Genomic DNA, 15,992 nt, shown 5'->3' on the forward strand with positions numbered 1-15,992 from the left:
TGCCTGTTCTGCGCCTCTTTGGACGCTCAGGCGATTCCCATTTACGTGACCATTGGTGGCAGGAGCCTGCTATCACGCCTTATTGAGAGGCGCACAGGCTGTTTGCAGCCAATTTTGTGCATCTGCGGGTAGATGCGGGCCAATTTGGTGCAAGATTTCTGCATGGTAGCTATCCAGCAGAGCGGTATCTGCTTCCCCCATAAGGGAGGGGTCGATCAGCCGCCGGTCAAACGGGGCCAGGGTCAGGGTTTCAAATTCCAGAAAAGGCCGGGTGGAGTCTGCCACTTCGGCCGGGCGGACCAGAACAAGGGTTTCCAGTCGGATACCGTAAGCACCGGGCAGGTAAAAACCCGGCTCGTTGGACAGAACCATGTCCGGCTGCAACGCAATGGTGGAAACGGCCTTGGAAATACGGGCTGGTCCTTCATGTACCGATAAAAAGCTGCCAACGCCATGACCGGTCCCGTGGTCAAAATCCAGCCCTGCCTGCCATAGGTCGTACCGCGCCAGTGCATCGAGCGCATGGCCTTTTGTGCCTGTAGGGAAGCGTGCATGACCAAGGCGCAGGTTGCCTTTGAGCACGCGGGTAAACGCGGCTTTAAGCTCAGGCGGGGGCGTGTTGGGGCCACACCAGAGTGTGCGGGTCACATCGGTTGTGCCATCGGGGTACTGGCCACCGCTGTCGATCAGATACACGTCATTGGCAGTTATGGCGCGGTTGCTCTGTGGGGTCACGCTGTAGTGGATAATCGCCCCGTTTGGCCCAGTGCCTGAAATGGCCGCAAAAGAGTCTTCCACATACTCTGTTGCCGCACACCGGAATGTGGCGAGCTGTTGGGCGGCATCCAGTTCGGTTGTGGTGGTGGCGTGGGTGTCCATCCAGTGCAAAAAGCGGCATAGGGCCACGCCATCGCGCAGGTGGGCTGCGCGCATGCCCTGCTGCTCAACCGGGTTTTTGCACGCTTTGGGCAGCAGGCATGGGTCGGGGGTGGCGGCAACATCTGCGTTATGATGGCCCAGTATTTGTGTAAACCATACGGCATTGCTTGCCGGGTCCACGCCCACGGTGCGCCCTGCCAGCGTGGCCAGAATCTGCTCCAGTTCTGTGGGTGCATGTATACGGACGTCCGCGCCCAGCCATGTAAGCACATCTGCGGGGATTTTGTCGGGCTGGATAATCAGGTCAACGCTTGTATCCGCATGGATAATGGCAAAAGCCAGCACTACGGGGGTGCAGGGAATATCCGCCCCACGGATGTTGAGCAGCCAGGCAATGGAGGCGGAATCGCTCAGCACGGCTGCATCCTGTCCCAGATGGCGCAGGTCGTGCGCAATGCGCGCGCGCTTGCTGGCTGAACTTTCGCCCGCATAACACAGGGGGTGTATAAAAGCGGGACCAGCGGGCAGGGCGGGGCGGTCCTGCCAGAGTGTGTCCACCAGATTGTGCGGGGTGGGGGTAAGGTAAAGCTGGTCGTGTTGCAGGTAGGGGGCCAGTTCCGCGGCACTCATAATGCGCGGGTCGTAGCCAATGCTGGCATCTGGCCGGGCGTTGGTGGCCAGCCATGTGGCGGGGGGAACCTGCCCACCATGTACACGCTCCCAGCATGTGCCATCTACCTGCTGGTCCATTTGCGTGATGTAGCGGCCATCGGAAAAAACAGCTGCCTTGTCTGCCAGCACAATGGCGGTGCCCGCGCTGCCGGTAAAACCGCTTATCCATGCCAGCCTCTGCGCGCAGGCTGGAGTGTATTCTCCCAGAAACTCATCGCCATGTGGAATAATCACGCCATCCAGACCGTTCTGGCGCAATACGGCACGAAGCGAGGTGAGTCTGTTCATGGATAAGGAAGCCAAGGGACTACTCCGCATATGTTGGGCCAGAGGCGGGTGCGGGGTGGTCCGGGCATGGGCCACCCTGTGCAAAAATGTGGTAAAAAATCAGGCAGGGCAATGACCGCCGGGGCGGCGCAGGACCAGTGTTGCCCAGTCCCCTTCGGTCAGGGCCTGCTCAAGCACCAGCCCCTGCCTGCGGTGGGCTGCCAGTACCATGCGTATTTGCGTTTGCAGCAGGCCAGCCAGAATAACTGTGCCGCCGGGGGCCAGTGCCTGCGCCAGATCCTTGGCCATAAGGCAGAGCGGGCGGGCCAGAATATTGGCAAAAACCAGATCATACGGTGCGTTCTTGCGGATGGCGGGCGTTTGCCAGCCATTGCCAAGGCGGCAGGTGAGGGCACGGTTCAGCCGGTTGCGCCGCGCATTCTGGGCGGAAACACGGACCGACCACGGCTCAATATCTACGGCAAGCACCTTCTGGTGCAAAAGGGCTGCGGCTGCCATGGCCAGAATACCTGTGCCACAGCCAAGGTCGAGAATGCGGCGGGGGTGGCGGTGGGCAACACGTTCCAGCGCGCGCAGGCAACCACGGGTGGAGCCATGCTCGCCCGAGCCAAAAGCCACGCCCGCGTCCAGCGTGAGTACAATGCGGGTCGCCTCGGGTGCCTCAGGCAGATGGGTGCCGCGCACGACAAAGCGCTTGCCTACCTTCTGTTCAGGAAAAGCTTCATACGTGCGGGCAAGCCAGCCTTCGGCTTCGGTTGCGGCACGTTCCAGCGGGGCGGATACACCACTGGCCAGTTCGGCCAGCATAAGGGCCACGCTCAGTTCGTCCTCACGGTGGCCTGTATCTTTGACACCCTCAACCCGCCATTGGGTGCCTTCGGGGTTGGCCTCAAAAATACCAACTGTGGTGCAAACGCTGCCAATAGCGTTTTCGTAAGCTTCCACAGCGGCTTCGGGTACGGTGACAGAAATGGTTTCCAGGCTTGTGGCGTGGCGGCGGGGGGTGGGAGCCATTATAGTTTCTCGATAAAGGAGGAAAGAAGCCGTTTTGTTCCCGCGTCTTCAAACGCGATTTCCAGATGGTTGCGGTCAGCCGCAATAACGATGCCCACACCAAAACGGGGGTGGCGGACCTGTTGCCCCAGTTCAAAGGCAGGTTCTGCCTCGGGCGTGCGCTTGCGGCGGGCGAGCACGGGGCCGCTGTCAAACAGGCTCTGTTCGGCAAACAGGCCGCGTCTGGCGGAGCCACCTTCGTTTTGGCGGGTTATATGCTCGTCTGGCAGTTCATCCAGAAAGCGGCTGGGCATGGAGGGCTGCCAGTTGGCGTAAATGCGTCTGCTCCCGGCATGGAAGATCATGGCCTGTTTGCGCGCGCGGGTAATGCCCACATAGGCCAGGCGCCGTTCCTCCTCCAGTCCTTTAAGCCCGCCTTCATCGAGCGTACGCTGGGAGGGAAAAACGCCTTCCTCCCAGCCGGGAAGAAACACCGTATCAAACTCCAGTCCTTTTGCTCCGTGGAGCGTCATGATCGAGAGTTTGGCATCCTGCGCTTTTTCGTCTGTCTCCATCACGAGGGAGACATGCTCCAAAAACTCGCCCAGCGTGCCAAAGTCGGCCAGAGCGCGTACAAGTTCCTTCAGGTTTTCCAGTCGTCCGGGGGCTTCGGGCGAGCGGTCCAGCCGCCACATTTCAAGATAGCCGCTTGCTTCCAGCAGGTGTTCAACGGCCAGCACATGACCTTCGCGGCCCAGAATATCCCGCGTGGTGTTCAGGGCATTGGTGAGCGTGCGCAACTGGTCAGCCATTTTGCCCTTGATCTGGCCGGTTTCAAGCATGGTCTGGGTTGCAACGCAGACCGGGGTATTGGCAAAGCGGGCGGCCTCGCGCAGTTTTTGCAGGCTGGCCGGGCCAACGCCGCGCTTGGGGGTGTTGATGATCCGCTCGAACGCCAGATCATCCGCAGGCTGGCTGACCACGCGCATATAGGCCAGCGCATCACGGATTTCGGCCCGTTCGTAAAAGCGTACGCCACCGACAATGCGGTAGGGCAGGCCGGTCTGCACAAGCCGTTCCTCAAACGCACGGGTCTGGAACCCGGCGCGGACCAGAATGGCCATTTCCGCCAGAGACTGCCCGTTACGGTGCAGACGCTCGGCTATGTCGCATACGCTGCGGGCCTCGGCGTCTGAATCCCATACGCTGGTGACCTGCACTTTTTCCCCATCAGATGGGTCGTCCCGGCCGGAGCGCAGGGTTTTGCCCAGCCGTTCCCCGTTATGGGCGATCAGCCCTGCAGCTGCGCCCAGAATGTGGCGGGTCGAGCGGTAGTTCCGTTCCAGCCGTACAATTTTTGCACCGGGAAAATCTTTTTCAAACCGCAGGATATTTTCAACTTCCGCACCACGCCAGGAGTAGATGGACTGGTCATCATCCCCCACACAGCAGATATTGGCCGTACCATCGGCCTGTTTGGCTAGCAGGCGCAGCCATAGATACTGCACGGTATTGGTGTCCTGATACTCATCTACCAGAATATAGCGAAACAGGCGGTGGTACTGGGCCAGCACATCGGGCCGGGTGCGCAGGATTTCGGTCACATGGAGCATCAGGTCGCCAAAATCGCAGGCGTTGAGCTGCGTCAGGCGGGCCTGATAAGCCTCGTAAATGGCGCGGGCGTGGTTGTTGGCAAAATCCGTATCTTCCGACGGGGTGACGCGCGCAGGTGTCAGCCCCCGGTCCTTCCAGCGCTGGATAACGCCAAGAAGGCCGGGGGCGGGCCAGCGCTTGGTGTCGATCTGCCAGGGTTCCATAACCTGCTTGAGCAGACGGAGCTGGTCGTCCGTGTCCAGAATGGTAAAGTTCTGGGTCAGTCCCATATATTCCGCATGGCGGCGCAGCATGCGCGCACACAGGGCATGGAAGGTGCCAAGCCACAGCCCTTCCGCCGGTGCGTCAAGGAGCAGAGCGACACGCTCGCGCATTTCCCGTGCGGCCTTGTTGGTAAAGGTTACCGCCAGAATCTGCCACGGTCTGGCGCGCCCGGTCAGCAGAATATGGGCAAAGCGTGTGGTTAGCACACGGGTTTTGCCTGTACCCGCACCAGCCAGAACCAGCAGCGGGCCATCTGTTGTTTCAATGGCTGCGCGCTGCTCGGGGTTAAGCCGCGCAAGATAGGAGGAGCCGCTCTGCGGAGCAGCGTCGGAAGCGGGGTGAGAAGGGGGCTCGAATGTTGTCACCATTCCCTTATATAGTGATGTCCGCCTCAGGCCAATCGGAGCAATAGGATGGCGAAAACAAAGATGTCGCCAACCCCCGCTTCTTCTGTTCAGGAAGGGGGGAGCGTATTTGCATCAACCGGGCCTGCGGGGCATCGCAAACGCATGCGCCAGCGGGTGCTGGCCCATGGTGCGGGTGGGCTGGCCGATTACGAATTGCTGGAAATGCTCCTGTTTTACGGAGTGCCCCGACGCGATACCAAACCTCTGGCCAAAAGTCTGATCAACCAGTTCGGGTCTTTTTCCGCCGTGCTCGATTCCACGGCGGCAGTGTTGCAGGGGGCCGGTGTGCCGCGCGGTGCCGCAGCCTTATGTGCGCAGTTGCCAGATGTGGCCGCCTGTCTGGTGCGCGATGGTGGCCGCCACCGCGCCTATCTGGGCGACTGGGATGGTCTTTTGCAGTACTGCCACACGGTTTTACGTGCTGTGGAGCGGCCGCAGATGCGCATGCTGCTGCTGGATAGTCGCAACACCCTGCTTGTGGATGAGCCACTGGCAGGGGCCATTCCCACATCCAGGGCCGGGGAGGAGCGGATACGGCATGCCGTGGCTCATGTTCTGCAACGTGCGCTGGAGGTGCAGGCCTGTGCGGTTGTGAGCGTGTATCTGGCCGAACCTGAGCAGGATGTGCAAACTCTGCTCCAGAATTGTGCGCCTTTTGTTGCGGGTCTGCGCAAGTCTGCTCCTTTGCTGGCGGTCAGCCTGCATGACCATCTGGTGGTCGGGGTCAGGGCATGGGCAAGTGCGCGCCAGATGGCAACAGAGTGGTGAGCCGCCCCCACCCTCCACCGGGTATGGCCGATGGCGCGGTTTTTTTTACAAGACCGCAGGAGGGGCTGGCACAGGTTCCGCCTCTGGTCGGAGCCGAACCTGGGGAGTGGGATAACCGGCAATGTCTTGCCGCGTTACTTGGGGCCGCAGGTATGGCGCATGCGCAGGCGTGTGAGAAAGCTGAAGCCCTTGTGGGAGAATATGCCACCCTGTCCGCCGTGCTGGCGGCGGTGGTGCAGCAGGAGGGAAGTGCACGTCTGCTCCCCGAAGCCGCACGCGTATTGCTGATCCTTGCGCGAGAGGGGGCCTTCCGCCTGCATCGTGCCCGCTTGCAGCGGGAGAGCGTTCTGTGTGAGCGCCCGGCCCTTAACGCGTATCTGTCTGCTCTTATGGCGCATGAAAAAACCGAGCAGATGCGTGTGTTGTTCCTTGATGGCGCCAACCGGCTTGTGGCGGACGAAGTCATGGGGCGCGGGACGGTGGACCACGCACCTGTTTACCCGCGTGAGATTGTCAGGCGTGCTTTAGTCTTGCAAGCCAGTAGCTTTGTGCTGGTGCATAACCATCCGAGCGGGGAGGTTCAGCCCTCCGCCGAGGATATGTGCATGACCGGGCAGATTATTGCAGCTGCCCGTGTGGTGGGGTTGTGTATGGCAGACCATCTGATCGTAGGTCGGGAGCAGGTCCTGAGCATGAAGGAGGCGGGGCTATTGTAGCGGCCTTTTCTGTTCAGGGCGTGGGTCTGCTTAATCCTCGTCTGTTGGTGGGGGGGCGGCGCATTTGGTCGCCAGCGGGCCAAGAGCTGCCTGTATGCCCCAGTCTCCGGGGAGCGCGCCGTAGGGGAACAGAATGTTCACATGCCCCATCTTGCGCCCTTCACGGGCTTCTTTTTTGCCATACAGGTGCGGAATATGCCCCGGGTTAGCCAAAATGGCGGGCCATAGGGCCATATCTTCGGGGCCGACAAGGTTTTTCATCGCCGCATCCGAGTGACGGATGGCGTGGGGGAGTGGCAGACCCGCAACCGCGCGGATGTGCATGTCAAACTGGTCCTGTGCGCAGGCATCCATGGTCCAGTGGCCGGAGTTGTGGGGACGAGGGGCAACCTCGTTCACCATCAGCGAGCCATCGCGCACCAGAAACATTTCCACCCCCATAAGACCGACCAGATCAAACTGTTCGGCAATAAGGGCTGCCAGTCTGCCTGCCTCCTGCGCCACGCTCTCGGGTACGGGGGCCGGGGCGAGTGTCAGGTCCAGAATACCGTGCCAGTGATGGTTTAGAGCCGTGTCAAAACACCGGGTTGTGCCATCTGTGCCGCGTGCGACCATAACGCTCAGTTCGCAGGCAAAATCGACCATGCCCTCGGCTACCAGCGGGTGCGGGGCGAGTGCGGCAAAAGCGTCCTCCAGTTCCGCAGTATTCTGCACACGGCGCTGGCCTTTGCCGTCATACCCGTTGCGGGTGGTTTTGAGGATAAGCGGAAAGCCCAGTCTGTCTGCTGCCGCATGCAAGGAGGCGTGGTCCGTTACCGCATGCCATGGCGCCAGCGGCACGCCGGTGGCTGCCAGAAAAGTTTTTTCTGCCAGCCGGTCCTGACTGGTGCGCAGAATACTGCCGGACGGGCGCACAGGGCAGTACCTGCTCAGCCGGTCCAGCGCATCAGCACTAATGTTTTCAAACTCGAATGTGACCACATCAACCGCTTTGGCAAAGGCGTCCAGAGCTGCGGGGTCATCATACGCACCGAGGGTTATGGCGCTGCAAACCTGTGCGGCAGGGCCATGTGCATCCTGCGTGAGAATATGCGTTCTGTAGCCTAGTCGGGAAGCTGCAACAGCAGACATGCGGCCAAGCTGCCCCCCGCCCACAATGCCAATAACGGCATTGGGGGCAAGAGCTGCGTGTGTATGGGTCATTCGTTTTCTGTCACGGGTGTATCGGCAACCGATGCGGTCTGTATCGCGCGCCACGCTTCCAGCCGTACGGCCAGCTCAGGGTTTTGCAGGGCCAGAATGGAGGCTGCCAGCAAGGCTGCATTCTTGGCGCCAGCCGAGCCAATGGCCAGCGTGCCCACGGGTACGCCACCGGGCATCTGCACAATGGAGAGCAGGCTGTCCATGCCTTTGAGTGCGCGGGATTCAACAGGCACGCCCAGCACGGGCAGGCGGGTCCATGCCGCGCACATGCCGGGCAGGTGGGCCGCTCCACCAGCCCCTGCAATAATAACAGACAGCCCCCGCTCCGCCGCCGTACGGGCATACTCCGCCAGCCGGTCCGGTGTGCGGTGGGCAGAGACAATACGTGTTTCGTGCGGGATTTCCAGCGTGTTCAGAATGGTATCGGCATGGCGCATGGTTTCCCAGTCTGACTGGCTGCCCATGATAATGCCAACCTTGGGGGGAGTGGCCGCCGCGTTGTTATCTGCTGCGTGGGAGGTGGTGGTCTGGGGGGCTGTTGTGTTCACAGGGGGAGGGTATCCGGTCTTGCTAATGCTGGTCCTGTTGTAAAGTCAGGCAATATTGTCGGGTATCAGTTGGCTTTCAACCCGTGTTATGCGGTCTTTGAGCAGTAATTTCCGTTTTTTCAACCGCTGAAGGTACAACTGGTCGATAAAGCTTGTCTCATTGGTCATTCTGTTGATGACCGTATCCAGATCACGATGCTCGCTTCGCAGCTCAAGAAGCTGCCCCAGTAGTGACTCGCGGTCTTGCATCATGGCGCTGGTTCTCCCTGTGTGCATCTGACTCGTGCAGTCAATCGGATTGCTCCGTTGTCGCATTTATGACGCTCTTTACCAACCATGCATTGCGCGGCTGACTTGCGCAAACGGGAAAAAGTTCCATGTGTGCAGCGCATATCGACATGCGGTGAAATATGAAATTAACATGAAATTTCTGGCCGTCTGTACGCTAGCGTAAAAGAGTCACTAACCGAATGGAGGCAGCCATGGCGCGCCTAGCAAGGATAGAGTCTCTCAAACACCGCCATTCCCATATTGATCAGAAAATCGCTTCCGAAGGGGGCAGGCCCAGACCGGACGAACGTGTTCTGATGTGCCTGAAGCTGCAAAAGCTCAGGATCAAGGAAGAAATCGAGCGGCTGGCGGGCTAAACACGCCATACGGATTTATCTGCCGAAAGCGTAGACACGGCAGATAAATCCGGCAGGAATTTTATTCAGCAGAAAAATCAAGATCGCCTGCATCCAGTGCAGGTACGGGAATTTCCGCCCCTTCGCGCTCAAGCCGGGCATTGGCGTCGGCTACGGCTGCGTTCAGGTCGGTCTGGCTGCACAGGCCAACGGTCACCGGGTCACGCGGCTTGATGTTGGGTGTGTTCCAGTGCTGCTTGTCGCGCACTTTGGCGATGGTGTCCTTGGTGGTGCCAAGCAGTTTGACAATCTGCTGTTCGCTCAGTTGCGGGTAGTTACGCAGCAGGAAGGCAATACCATCCGGACGGTCATGGCGCTTGGCAACCGGCGTGTAGCGCGCCCCCTTGGAGCGGCGGCGTACGGGGTTGTTGGTGGCCAGAATTTTAAGCCGCGCTGTGGGTGTTGCTTCGCAGCGGCGGATTTCTTCAAGTGCAAGCTGGTGGTTGGCAACGGGGTCGTAGCCAACAATGCCCTGAGCGACTTCACCATCGGCAATGGCCTGCACTTCCAGTGGGTGCATCCCACAAAAAGCGGCAATCTGTTCAAAGCTGAGCGCGGTCTTTTCGATCAGCCACACAGCGGTTGCTTTTGGCATCAAGGGTAAGGTCGTCATTTGGCTTCTATCCTGTCGTCGGGCGGCGCTCACGCAGGCACCGGTAAATTGACGGCCTGGAACCTCTTCCGAAGCCTGCGTGCCTGCCGACGCGCATCTATGCCCCCGATATGGGGGGAGCAGCCCGCTCAGGTCAAGCCGCAAAAGTACAACAAAAGGGAGCGGAACCGGAGTTCCACTCCCTTTTGGGCCTGCAAGGCAGGTTCAGGCTGCGTTTGGCACACTCCGGTTATGAGACGGGGCCGATGTTGCGAGTGTGGAATTAGGGGCAAAGGGGGCATTGCTCTGATGGGGTGGTGCGGAAACCCTGCTCACGCTGGCCCCTTCGGTCTGTCCTGTATTGACAGGAATGCGCCTTGGCTTGAGGGCTTCTGGCACAATCTGGCGCACGCTAATGCGGAGCAGGCCGTTATTCATGTCCGCGCCTGTGACCTCAACATGGTCAGCCAGTGCAAAGCGGCGCTCAAAGGCGCGGCGGGCAATGCCACGGTGCAGCACTTCGCCTTCGTTCTGTGGGGTGCTGACCCGGCCAGACACAACAAGCGTACTGTCCTGCACCAGCAGTTCAATATCATCAGGGGCAAAGCCTGCCACAGCCATGGTCAGGGCGTAGCTGTCGCTCCCTGTCTTGGCAATGTCATAAGGGGGGTAGCTGGGTGTGCCCGTGCTGCGGGCTGCGGTGTCCATAACCTGTGCCAGCCGGTCAAAGCCAATTGCAGTACGGAACAGTGGTGCAAAATCGTAAGTCATGTGAAACCTCCTCGTTCAGCAAGGTTCTGCCGTGCAGCAGGCCCCATAAGGCGGCCTGTGTGGCAGGTCTGTCTGGCTAACCCCCCAGGGGCATCAGCCATGCACCAAACGTGGAAAGCCCCGCCTCCTTTTTCAAGAGGGCGGGGCCAAAGCACATGAGCAAGGCTTGAAAAATCAGCCTTTGGAGCGGGTGCCGATCCCGGCAAAGCGCTTGTTGAACTTGGCGACCTGGCCCCCGGTGTCCATGATGCGCTGCACACCGGTCCACGCCGGATGGGACTTGGTGTCAATGTCCAGACGGATGGTGTCACCAGCTTTGCCGTAGCAGGAGCGGGTGGTGTATTCCGTGCCGTCGGTCATGATGACGGTGATTTCGTGGTATTCGGGGTGAATGCCGGACTTCATGGGGCAGGTCTTTCTTTACAGCAGACGAAGGCCCGATACCGACCGGGCCGAATTGCCGTGCATATAACGGTATGCGGCAGCAGGATCAACCGTTGATTATGCACCTTTTACCGGTAACCGGTCTTAAGGTTGCAGCCCGTTCCAGGGTAAAGTCCTGAATAGTCTGCGCCGATAATGGCGGGGCAAGGGCGGATACGGCAAAGATTTTTGGTTATTCCAGCAATAACACTTGAGAAATGGCCAGCCTGACGGATACAGAACAGTATCCTTGCAGAAAATTCTTTAAACAGGACACTGAATTTATGGTTGATCTTAAAACTGATCTTAAGGCCCGTGTGCGTACACCGGGTTGGGTAGGGGAATTCCGTGCCTTTATCATGCGCGGTAATGTGGTGGATCTGGCCGTTGGTGTTGTCATTGGCGCAGCGTTTACAGGTATTGTGAACAGTCTGGTCAAGGATGTGTTCAACCCCATTATTGGTCTGCTGGTGGGCGGGATTGATTTTTCCAATCTGTTCGTCACCCTTAAAGGCCCTCATGAGGCGACGCTGGAAGCTGCCCAGAAAGCCGGTGCGGTTACCCTTAACCTTGGCCTGTTCCTGAATGCTGTTATCCAGTTCCTGATTGTGGCGATGGCCATTTTCTGGATGGTCAAAGCCCTGACCCGCCTGCATGTGCGGGAAGAAGCCAAGCCCGCAGCGCCGGTCGCGCCAACCCAGACGGAAATCCTGCTGACCCAAATCCGTGACGAACTTGTCGCGCGCAATACCCGGCAGGGCTGAACGCTGCTCCGGAGTAAAGTGGTTCTGGTCTAATATCCTGACAGCCAGTGTGTTTTCGGCAGGCGGAATATGGAGTAGGCTCCAAAACATGAAGCGCTCTATATTCCGCTTTTTTTATAAAGCGCCCCCGTTTGCTGCCCTGCTTGCCCTTGTTGGCGTGGCGGGGTGCCAGAGTGTGCCGTATCAGCTCAGGGTGGAGCAGACTCCCAGTACGCTGCTGTATAGCTACGCCATAGCCAACGGCATGGCGCGCGGGCAGTTGATGAGTGGTGGCCTGAGCCTGCCGCAGATTGTGCAGATAGTCACAGCCGACCGGGAGGCGCTGGCCGCCATTCTGGTCTTTCGTGACCATCCGGGCAGTGCTACGTTCAAGATGGCGGGGCTTAAGGTAGAGGCTTTTCTGGCCACTATTGAGGAACCTGCCTCACCAGGTAGCAGCATGCTGGTGCTGCCTAATGGCGTACCCGTTCCACTCTCCCGTGATTGAAGCATAAAAAACGGAGCCGTCTGACGGCTCCGTTTTTTGTGGCAGGCGTGATCGGTGTGGCGTCAGGCCGACGGAGCCGTAGCCTTGCCGCTTTTGGCTCCGCGCTTGAGGCGACCTTCCCCCATGAACAGCAGCAGAGGAGCTGCGATAAAGATGGAGGAGGACGTGCCGACAACAATGCCAAACAGCATGGTCCATGCAAAGCCGGAGAGCGTGGCTCCTCCCCACAGGGCCAGCGGCAGGGATGCCAGAAAGACCGTGGAGGATGTGCCTAGCGTGCGGTTGAGTGTTTCATTGATCGAAAGGTTGATCAGGTCGATCAGCGGCATGGTGCGGTATTTGCGCAGGTTCTCACGCACACGGTCATAAACCACCACCTTGTCGTTGGTGGAATAGCCCAGAATGGTCAGGATTGCAGCGACCATGACCAGATCGAACTCAAAGCCGGTCAGTACCAGAAAACCCACGGTCTTGGTCAGGTCCAGCACGAGTGTGATGACTGCACTCAGGGCGAACTCCCACTCGAACCGGAACCAGATGTAGCCCAGAATCATGGCAAGGCTGAGGGCCAGAGCCAGCATGCCGTTGCGGAACAGTTCGGCTGAAACCGAAGCCCCGACCGCATCGGCCCGCAGGATGGTCGTGCCGGGCAGGGATTGGGCTACGGTATGACGCACCTTGTCCACAATGGCCTGCGTATCCTGCTCCGAGCCAGCATCCAGCCGGATCAGAACATCATTGGCAGCCCCGAAGGACTGGAAGGAGGCATGTGATACTCCGTGTTCGGCCAGAGCCGTACGGATTTTGGCAAAATCAGCCGGACCGGGTGTCCGGGCTTCCACCACAATGCCCCCCCGAAAATCCAGCCCCAGCGTAAGGCCGGGGTGGAAGAACAGAACAAGCGATGCGATCGAGAGCACGGCCGAGACAATCAGCCCCATGAAGCGGCCGCGCATGAAGTTGATATGCGTATCCTTGCGGACAAAGCGCAGGAGAGGACGTCCGAACATAAGTAGCGCCTCGTTTCTTCAGACAGGCAGGCTGGTAGGGCGCGTACGCGCGTACCAGCGGGCCATGAGCATGCGGGAGAGCAGCAGGGTGGTGAACAGGGTGGTCATAATGCCGATGGTAATGGTGAGTGCGAACCCACGGACCGGACCTGTACCAAAAACAAACAGCATCACATGGGCCAGCAGGGCCGTGGCGTTACTGTCGATAATGGTGGAGGTCGCTTTTTCAAACCCTGTCTGCATGGCTGCCAGCGGGGTGCGCCCACGGGCAATTTCCTCGCGTATGCGTTCGTTGATCAGAATGTTGGCGTCCACCGCCATGCCCAGCGTAAGCAGCATACCCGCCATGCCGGGCAGGGTGAGTGTGGCCTCAAAAAGCGAGAGAATGGCCACCATGAGCACCAGATTGGCCAGCAGCGCAAAGTCTGCGTACCAGCCAAAGCGGCCATAAAACAGCACCATAAAGGCCACGACCATAACAAAGCCAACGCCAAGGCTGATCATGCCCGCACGAATGGAATCCGCTCCCAGTGACGGGCCAATGGAGCGCTGCTCAATAACGCTCAGCGGGGCAGGCAGAGCCCCCGCGCGCAGCATAAGGGCAAGGTCGGTTGCCTTCTGTGCATCAAACCCGCCGGTAATCTGGCCGTTACCCCCTGTTATGGGGCTCATGATCACGGGTGCTTCGATGATCTTGTTATCCAGCACAATGGCGAATCGCTTGCCAACATTGGCCTTTGAAACAGCGGCAAAAGCATGTGTGCCTATCGAATCGAAAGAGAAGCTGACCGCCCATTTGCCACTCTGCTGGTCAATAACCGCGCCCGCGTTGGTCAGGTCCGAGCCATCGACATCCACATGATCAAAAACGGGGAGCGGACCACCTTCCGCCGGATCGGCCATCTGCAAAAGGCTGACACCCTGTGGGGGGTAGGTCGCGTGCAGCGGATTGGCGTCCACCAGATGGAAGCTCATTTTGGCCGTGGTACCCAGCAGCGTCTTGATCCGCTCAGGGTCACTGATTCCGGGCAGTTCCACAACAATGCGGTCATCACCCTGACGGGTAATTTCGGGGTCAACGGCCCCGGTGCCGTCAATGCGGCGGCGCACGATTTCAATGGACTGGGTTACGGCCTCACGCGCACGGGTGCGGATGGACTCGGGAGCCAGCACAAGAACTATGCTGCCATCTTCGCGCTTGCTGACGCTGAATTCGTTGGGTACGGCGCGGGGCAGGGCGTTCAGCGCTGCTATGTCCGCCTCGGTTTCCGCAGCGGAACGCGGCATGAACGAGATGGAGCCTTTGGCGGCATCCACCGCAATGTTCTGGTAGCCAAGATGCGCGTTCAGCAGCGCATCCCGCGTGTTTTCCGAGAGGGTTTGCAGCCTGTCATGGGTCAGGCTTTGCAGATCAACCTGCATGAGCAGGTAGGAACCGCCCCGCAGATCCAGTCCAAGGTGGATCTGTCGCCATGGTATGGAAGGGAGCGGCTTGCGCATGCCGTTGGGCAGGCACAGCAGCAGGCCTAAAAGGCATACGCCCAGTACCGAGGCCAGTTTGAGGCGGCTGTAATACATTCTTACCTGATCGTTTGCAGTTTTGCTGCCCGGAACATGCCGCTCAACCCTGATAGATGCAACCCGTTCGCGTGCTTATGGGTGGAATGCTTTGCTTTTTCGTTCATTCTGCGTGGCTCAGGCGCATCACCCAGCCGTAAAATGGGGGGGGAGGCATGGCTGGTAGCGCACGGTCGCGGACCGGGCTTGTTTGCATTCGGGGATGGGGCTGCTACCCCTTGGGAAGATCAAAAAACAGGCCAGATCAGGCAGGGGCTGCAACACATGAGCACAATGCTGCGCGTAGGGGTTATTGGGGCAGGGCATTTTGGACGGTACCACGCCTTGAAAATACGTGACGTGCCGGGGGAGAGCCTGTCCGGCCTGTTTGACCCCGATCCTGCCCGCGCCCGGCTGGTCGCGCGGGAGGCAGGCTGCCCGGTTATGGAGGATGTGGACAGCCTGCTTGCCCAGTCCGATGCAGTGGTGGTGGCAGCACCCGCGGAGTTCCATTTTGAACTGGCCGTGCAGGCCCTGCGGGCAGGACGACATGTGCTGGTGGAAAAACCGGTGGCGGCAACGCTGGAACAGGCAGACATGCTGGTTACTCTGGCGCAGCAGAGCGGGCTGGTCTGTCAGGTGGGGCATTTGCTGCGCTATTCCGCCGAGCATGCCGCCATCAGTGCGCGCATAACCCGCCCGCTTTATATAGAGGCCACGCGGATTGCCCCATACAAACCGCGCGGAACAGATGTGTCCGTTATTCTGGACCTGATGATCCATGACCTGGACCTGGTTCTGGCCCTTGTGGATAGCCCGATCGCACAGGTGGATGCGCTGGGGGCTGCTGTCAGTTCTGCGCATGAGGATATTGCGAATGCGCGGGTACGGTTTGAAAACGGGTGTGTGGCCAGCATTACCGCCAGTCGCATATCGCTCAAGACCGAGCGGCGGATGCGCCTTTTTTCCGAGGAAGGGTATCTGTCGGCTGATTTTGTCAAACGTGAACTGAGCATGATCGGGCGTGAGCGCGGCCTGCCTCTGCCGGGCACCGGCGGATTCCGGCGTGAGGGCATAAGCTGGGCCGAGCATGATTCGCTGTTTGCGGAGCATCAGGCTTTTGTGGCGTCGTGTGTGCAGGGCGCACCCGTTGTGGTGGATGCGGTGGCCGGGCGGCGCGCTCTGGCGGCGGCTCTGGCTGTGGCGGATGGAATCACCACTTCGCGCAGTCTTATGGAGCAGTCCGGGTTGATCCGGGGAGGCTGAAAAAAGACATGTTTGAGGAAGCGGGAAGAATCAGCCATTTTTTGGAGAAGCAAGTCTAAAATCGCGTATTTTGGGCAAAAAAAA

General features: G+C 59.4%; 17 protein-coding genes. 6 read left to right on the forward strand and 11 right to left on the reverse strand.

The window, feature by feature from the left end; genetic code table 11:
* Window positions 1–72: 72 nt before the first annotated feature.
* From PY793_RS02005 to PY793_RS02015, 3 genes are all read right to left on the reverse strand, one after another.
* A complete protein-coding gene (locus tag PY793_RS02005; RefSeq protein WP_275176437.1) occupies window positions 73–1,854 on the reverse strand; it encodes an aminopeptidase P family protein in 1,782 nt (593 codons plus the stop codon).
* Window positions 1,855–1,938: 84 nt separating this feature from the next.
* Window positions 1,939–2,853: a 50S ribosomal protein L11 methyltransferase gene (locus tag PY793_RS02010; protein WP_275176438.1), complete on the reverse strand. Its 915-nt coding sequence runs from the start codon at window positions 2,851–2,853 to the stop codon at window positions 1,939–1,941.
* Window positions 2,853–5,078, reverse strand: coding sequence for an ATP-dependent helicase (locus tag PY793_RS02015; protein ID WP_275176439.1), 2,226 nt, complete (start codon window positions 5,076–5,078; stop codon window positions 2,853–2,855). The genes PY793_RS02010 and PY793_RS02015 overlap by 1 nt, the downstream gene beginning before the upstream one ends.
* A 60-nt stretch (window positions 5,079–5,138) precedes the next feature.
* Between PY793_RS02015 and PY793_RS02020 the strand changes: the two genes are divergently transcribed.
* Together PY793_RS02020 and PY793_RS02025 are read left to right on the forward strand one after the other, a co-directional pair.
* A complete protein-coding gene (locus PY793_RS02020; RefSeq protein ID WP_275176440.1) occupies window positions 5,139–5,885 on the forward strand; it encodes a JAB domain-containing protein in 747 nt (248 codons plus the stop codon).
* Complete coding sequence (locus tag PY793_RS02025; RefSeq protein ID WP_275176441.1) at window positions 5,882–6,601, forward strand: JAB domain-containing protein; 720 nt, start codon at window positions 5,882–5,884, stop codon at window positions 6,599–6,601. The genes PY793_RS02020 and PY793_RS02025 overlap by 4 nt, the downstream gene beginning before the upstream one ends.
* A gap of 30 nt (window positions 6,602–6,631) precedes the next feature.
* Here the strand turns inward: PY793_RS02025 and PY793_RS02030 are convergent, their stop codons facing one another.
* From PY793_RS02030 to PY793_RS02040, 3 genes are read right to left on the reverse strand one after another with little or no spacing between them, the layout of a single operon-like run.
* A complete protein-coding gene (locus tag PY793_RS02030) occupies window positions 6,632–7,804 on the reverse strand; it encodes a 5-(carboxyamino)imidazole ribonucleotide synthase (protein ID WP_275176442.1) in 1,173 nt (390 codons plus the stop codon).
* Complete coding sequence (purE, locus tag PY793_RS02035) at window positions 7,801–8,352, reverse strand: 5-(carboxyamino)imidazole ribonucleotide mutase (protein ID WP_275176443.1); 552 nt, start codon at window positions 8,350–8,352, stop codon at window positions 7,801–7,803. Before purE ends, PY793_RS02030 begins: the two co-directional genes overlap by 4 nt.
* Window positions 8,353–8,397: 45 nt before the next feature.
* Window positions 8,398–8,604, reverse strand: coding sequence for a YdcH family protein (locus PY793_RS02040; protein ID WP_275176444.1), 207 nt, complete (start codon window positions 8,602–8,604; stop codon window positions 8,398–8,400).
* A 230-nt stretch (window positions 8,605–8,834) separates the two neighbouring features.
* On the opposite strand from PY793_RS02040, the gene PY793_RS02045 reads away from it, so the two are divergent.
* Window positions 8,835–8,999, forward strand: a complete 165-nt coding sequence (locus PY793_RS02045; RefSeq protein WP_086646044.1) for a YdcH family protein — start codon at window positions 8,835–8,837, stop codon at window positions 8,997–8,999.
* 61 nt (window positions 9,000–9,060) lie between these two features.
* On the opposite strand, the gene PY793_RS02050 is transcribed toward PY793_RS02045, so the two are convergent.
* The 3 genes from PY793_RS02050 to rpmE all read right to left on the reverse strand — a co-directional run bounded on the left by PY793_RS02050 (window position 9,061) and on the right by rpmE (window position 10,806).
* Window positions 9,061–9,651 carry a DUF1013 domain-containing protein gene (locus PY793_RS02050; protein WP_086645837.1) on the reverse strand — a complete coding sequence of 197 codons (591 nt, stop codon included), beginning with the start codon at window positions 9,649–9,651 and terminating at the stop codon, window positions 9,061–9,063.
* Window positions 9,652–9,855: 204 nt separating this feature from the next.
* Window positions 9,856–10,401 carry an Hsp20 family protein gene (locus PY793_RS02055; protein WP_275176445.1) on the reverse strand — a complete coding sequence of 182 codons (546 nt, stop codon included), beginning with the start codon at window positions 10,399–10,401 and terminating at the stop codon, window positions 9,856–9,858.
* A 174-nt stretch (window positions 10,402–10,575) separates the two neighbouring features.
* Entirely contained in the window at window positions 10,576–10,806 is a 231-nt protein-coding gene (gene rpmE, locus PY793_RS02060; protein ID WP_086638545.1) for a 50S ribosomal protein L31, read from the reverse strand.
* A gap of 302 nt (window positions 10,807–11,108) precedes the next feature.
* On the opposite strand from rpmE, the gene mscL reads away from it, so the two are divergent.
* Window positions 11,109–11,588: a large conductance mechanosensitive channel protein MscL gene (mscL, locus tag PY793_RS02065; protein ID WP_275176446.1), complete on the forward strand. Its 480-nt coding sequence runs from the start codon at window positions 11,109–11,111 to the stop codon at window positions 11,586–11,588.
* An 88-nt stretch (window positions 11,589–11,676) separates the two neighbouring features.
* Entirely contained in the window at window positions 11,677–12,075 is a 399-nt protein-coding gene (locus PY793_RS02070) for a hypothetical protein (RefSeq protein WP_275176447.1), read from the forward strand.
* A gap of 62 nt (window positions 12,076–12,137) precedes the next feature.
* Here PY793_RS02070 and secF read toward each other — a convergent pair whose 3' ends face one another.
* Complete coding sequence (gene secF / locus PY793_RS02075) at window positions 12,138–13,085, reverse strand: protein translocase subunit SecF (protein ID WP_275176448.1); 948 nt, start codon at window positions 13,083–13,085, stop codon at window positions 12,138–12,140.
* 18 nt (window positions 13,086–13,103) lie between these two features.
* Window positions 13,104–14,663, reverse strand: coding sequence for a protein translocase subunit SecD (gene secD, locus PY793_RS02080; protein ID WP_275176449.1), 1,560 nt, complete (start codon window positions 14,661–14,663; stop codon window positions 13,104–13,106).
* A 264-nt stretch (window positions 14,664–14,927) separates the two neighbouring features.
* On the opposite strand from secD, the gene PY793_RS02085 reads away from it, so the two are divergent.
* Window positions 14,928–15,908 (forward strand): Gfo/Idh/MocA family protein, encoded by a 981-nt coding sequence (locus tag PY793_RS02085; protein ID WP_275176450.1) that lies wholly within the window; start codon window positions 14,928–14,930, stop codon window positions 15,906–15,908.
* Window positions 15,909–15,992: the final 84 nt, after the last annotated feature.

This window comes from Acetobacter fabarum (genome assembly GCF_029069195.1).
GTDB lineage: Bacteria > Pseudomonadota > Alphaproteobacteria > Acetobacterales > Acetobacteraceae > Acetobacter > Acetobacter fabarum_A.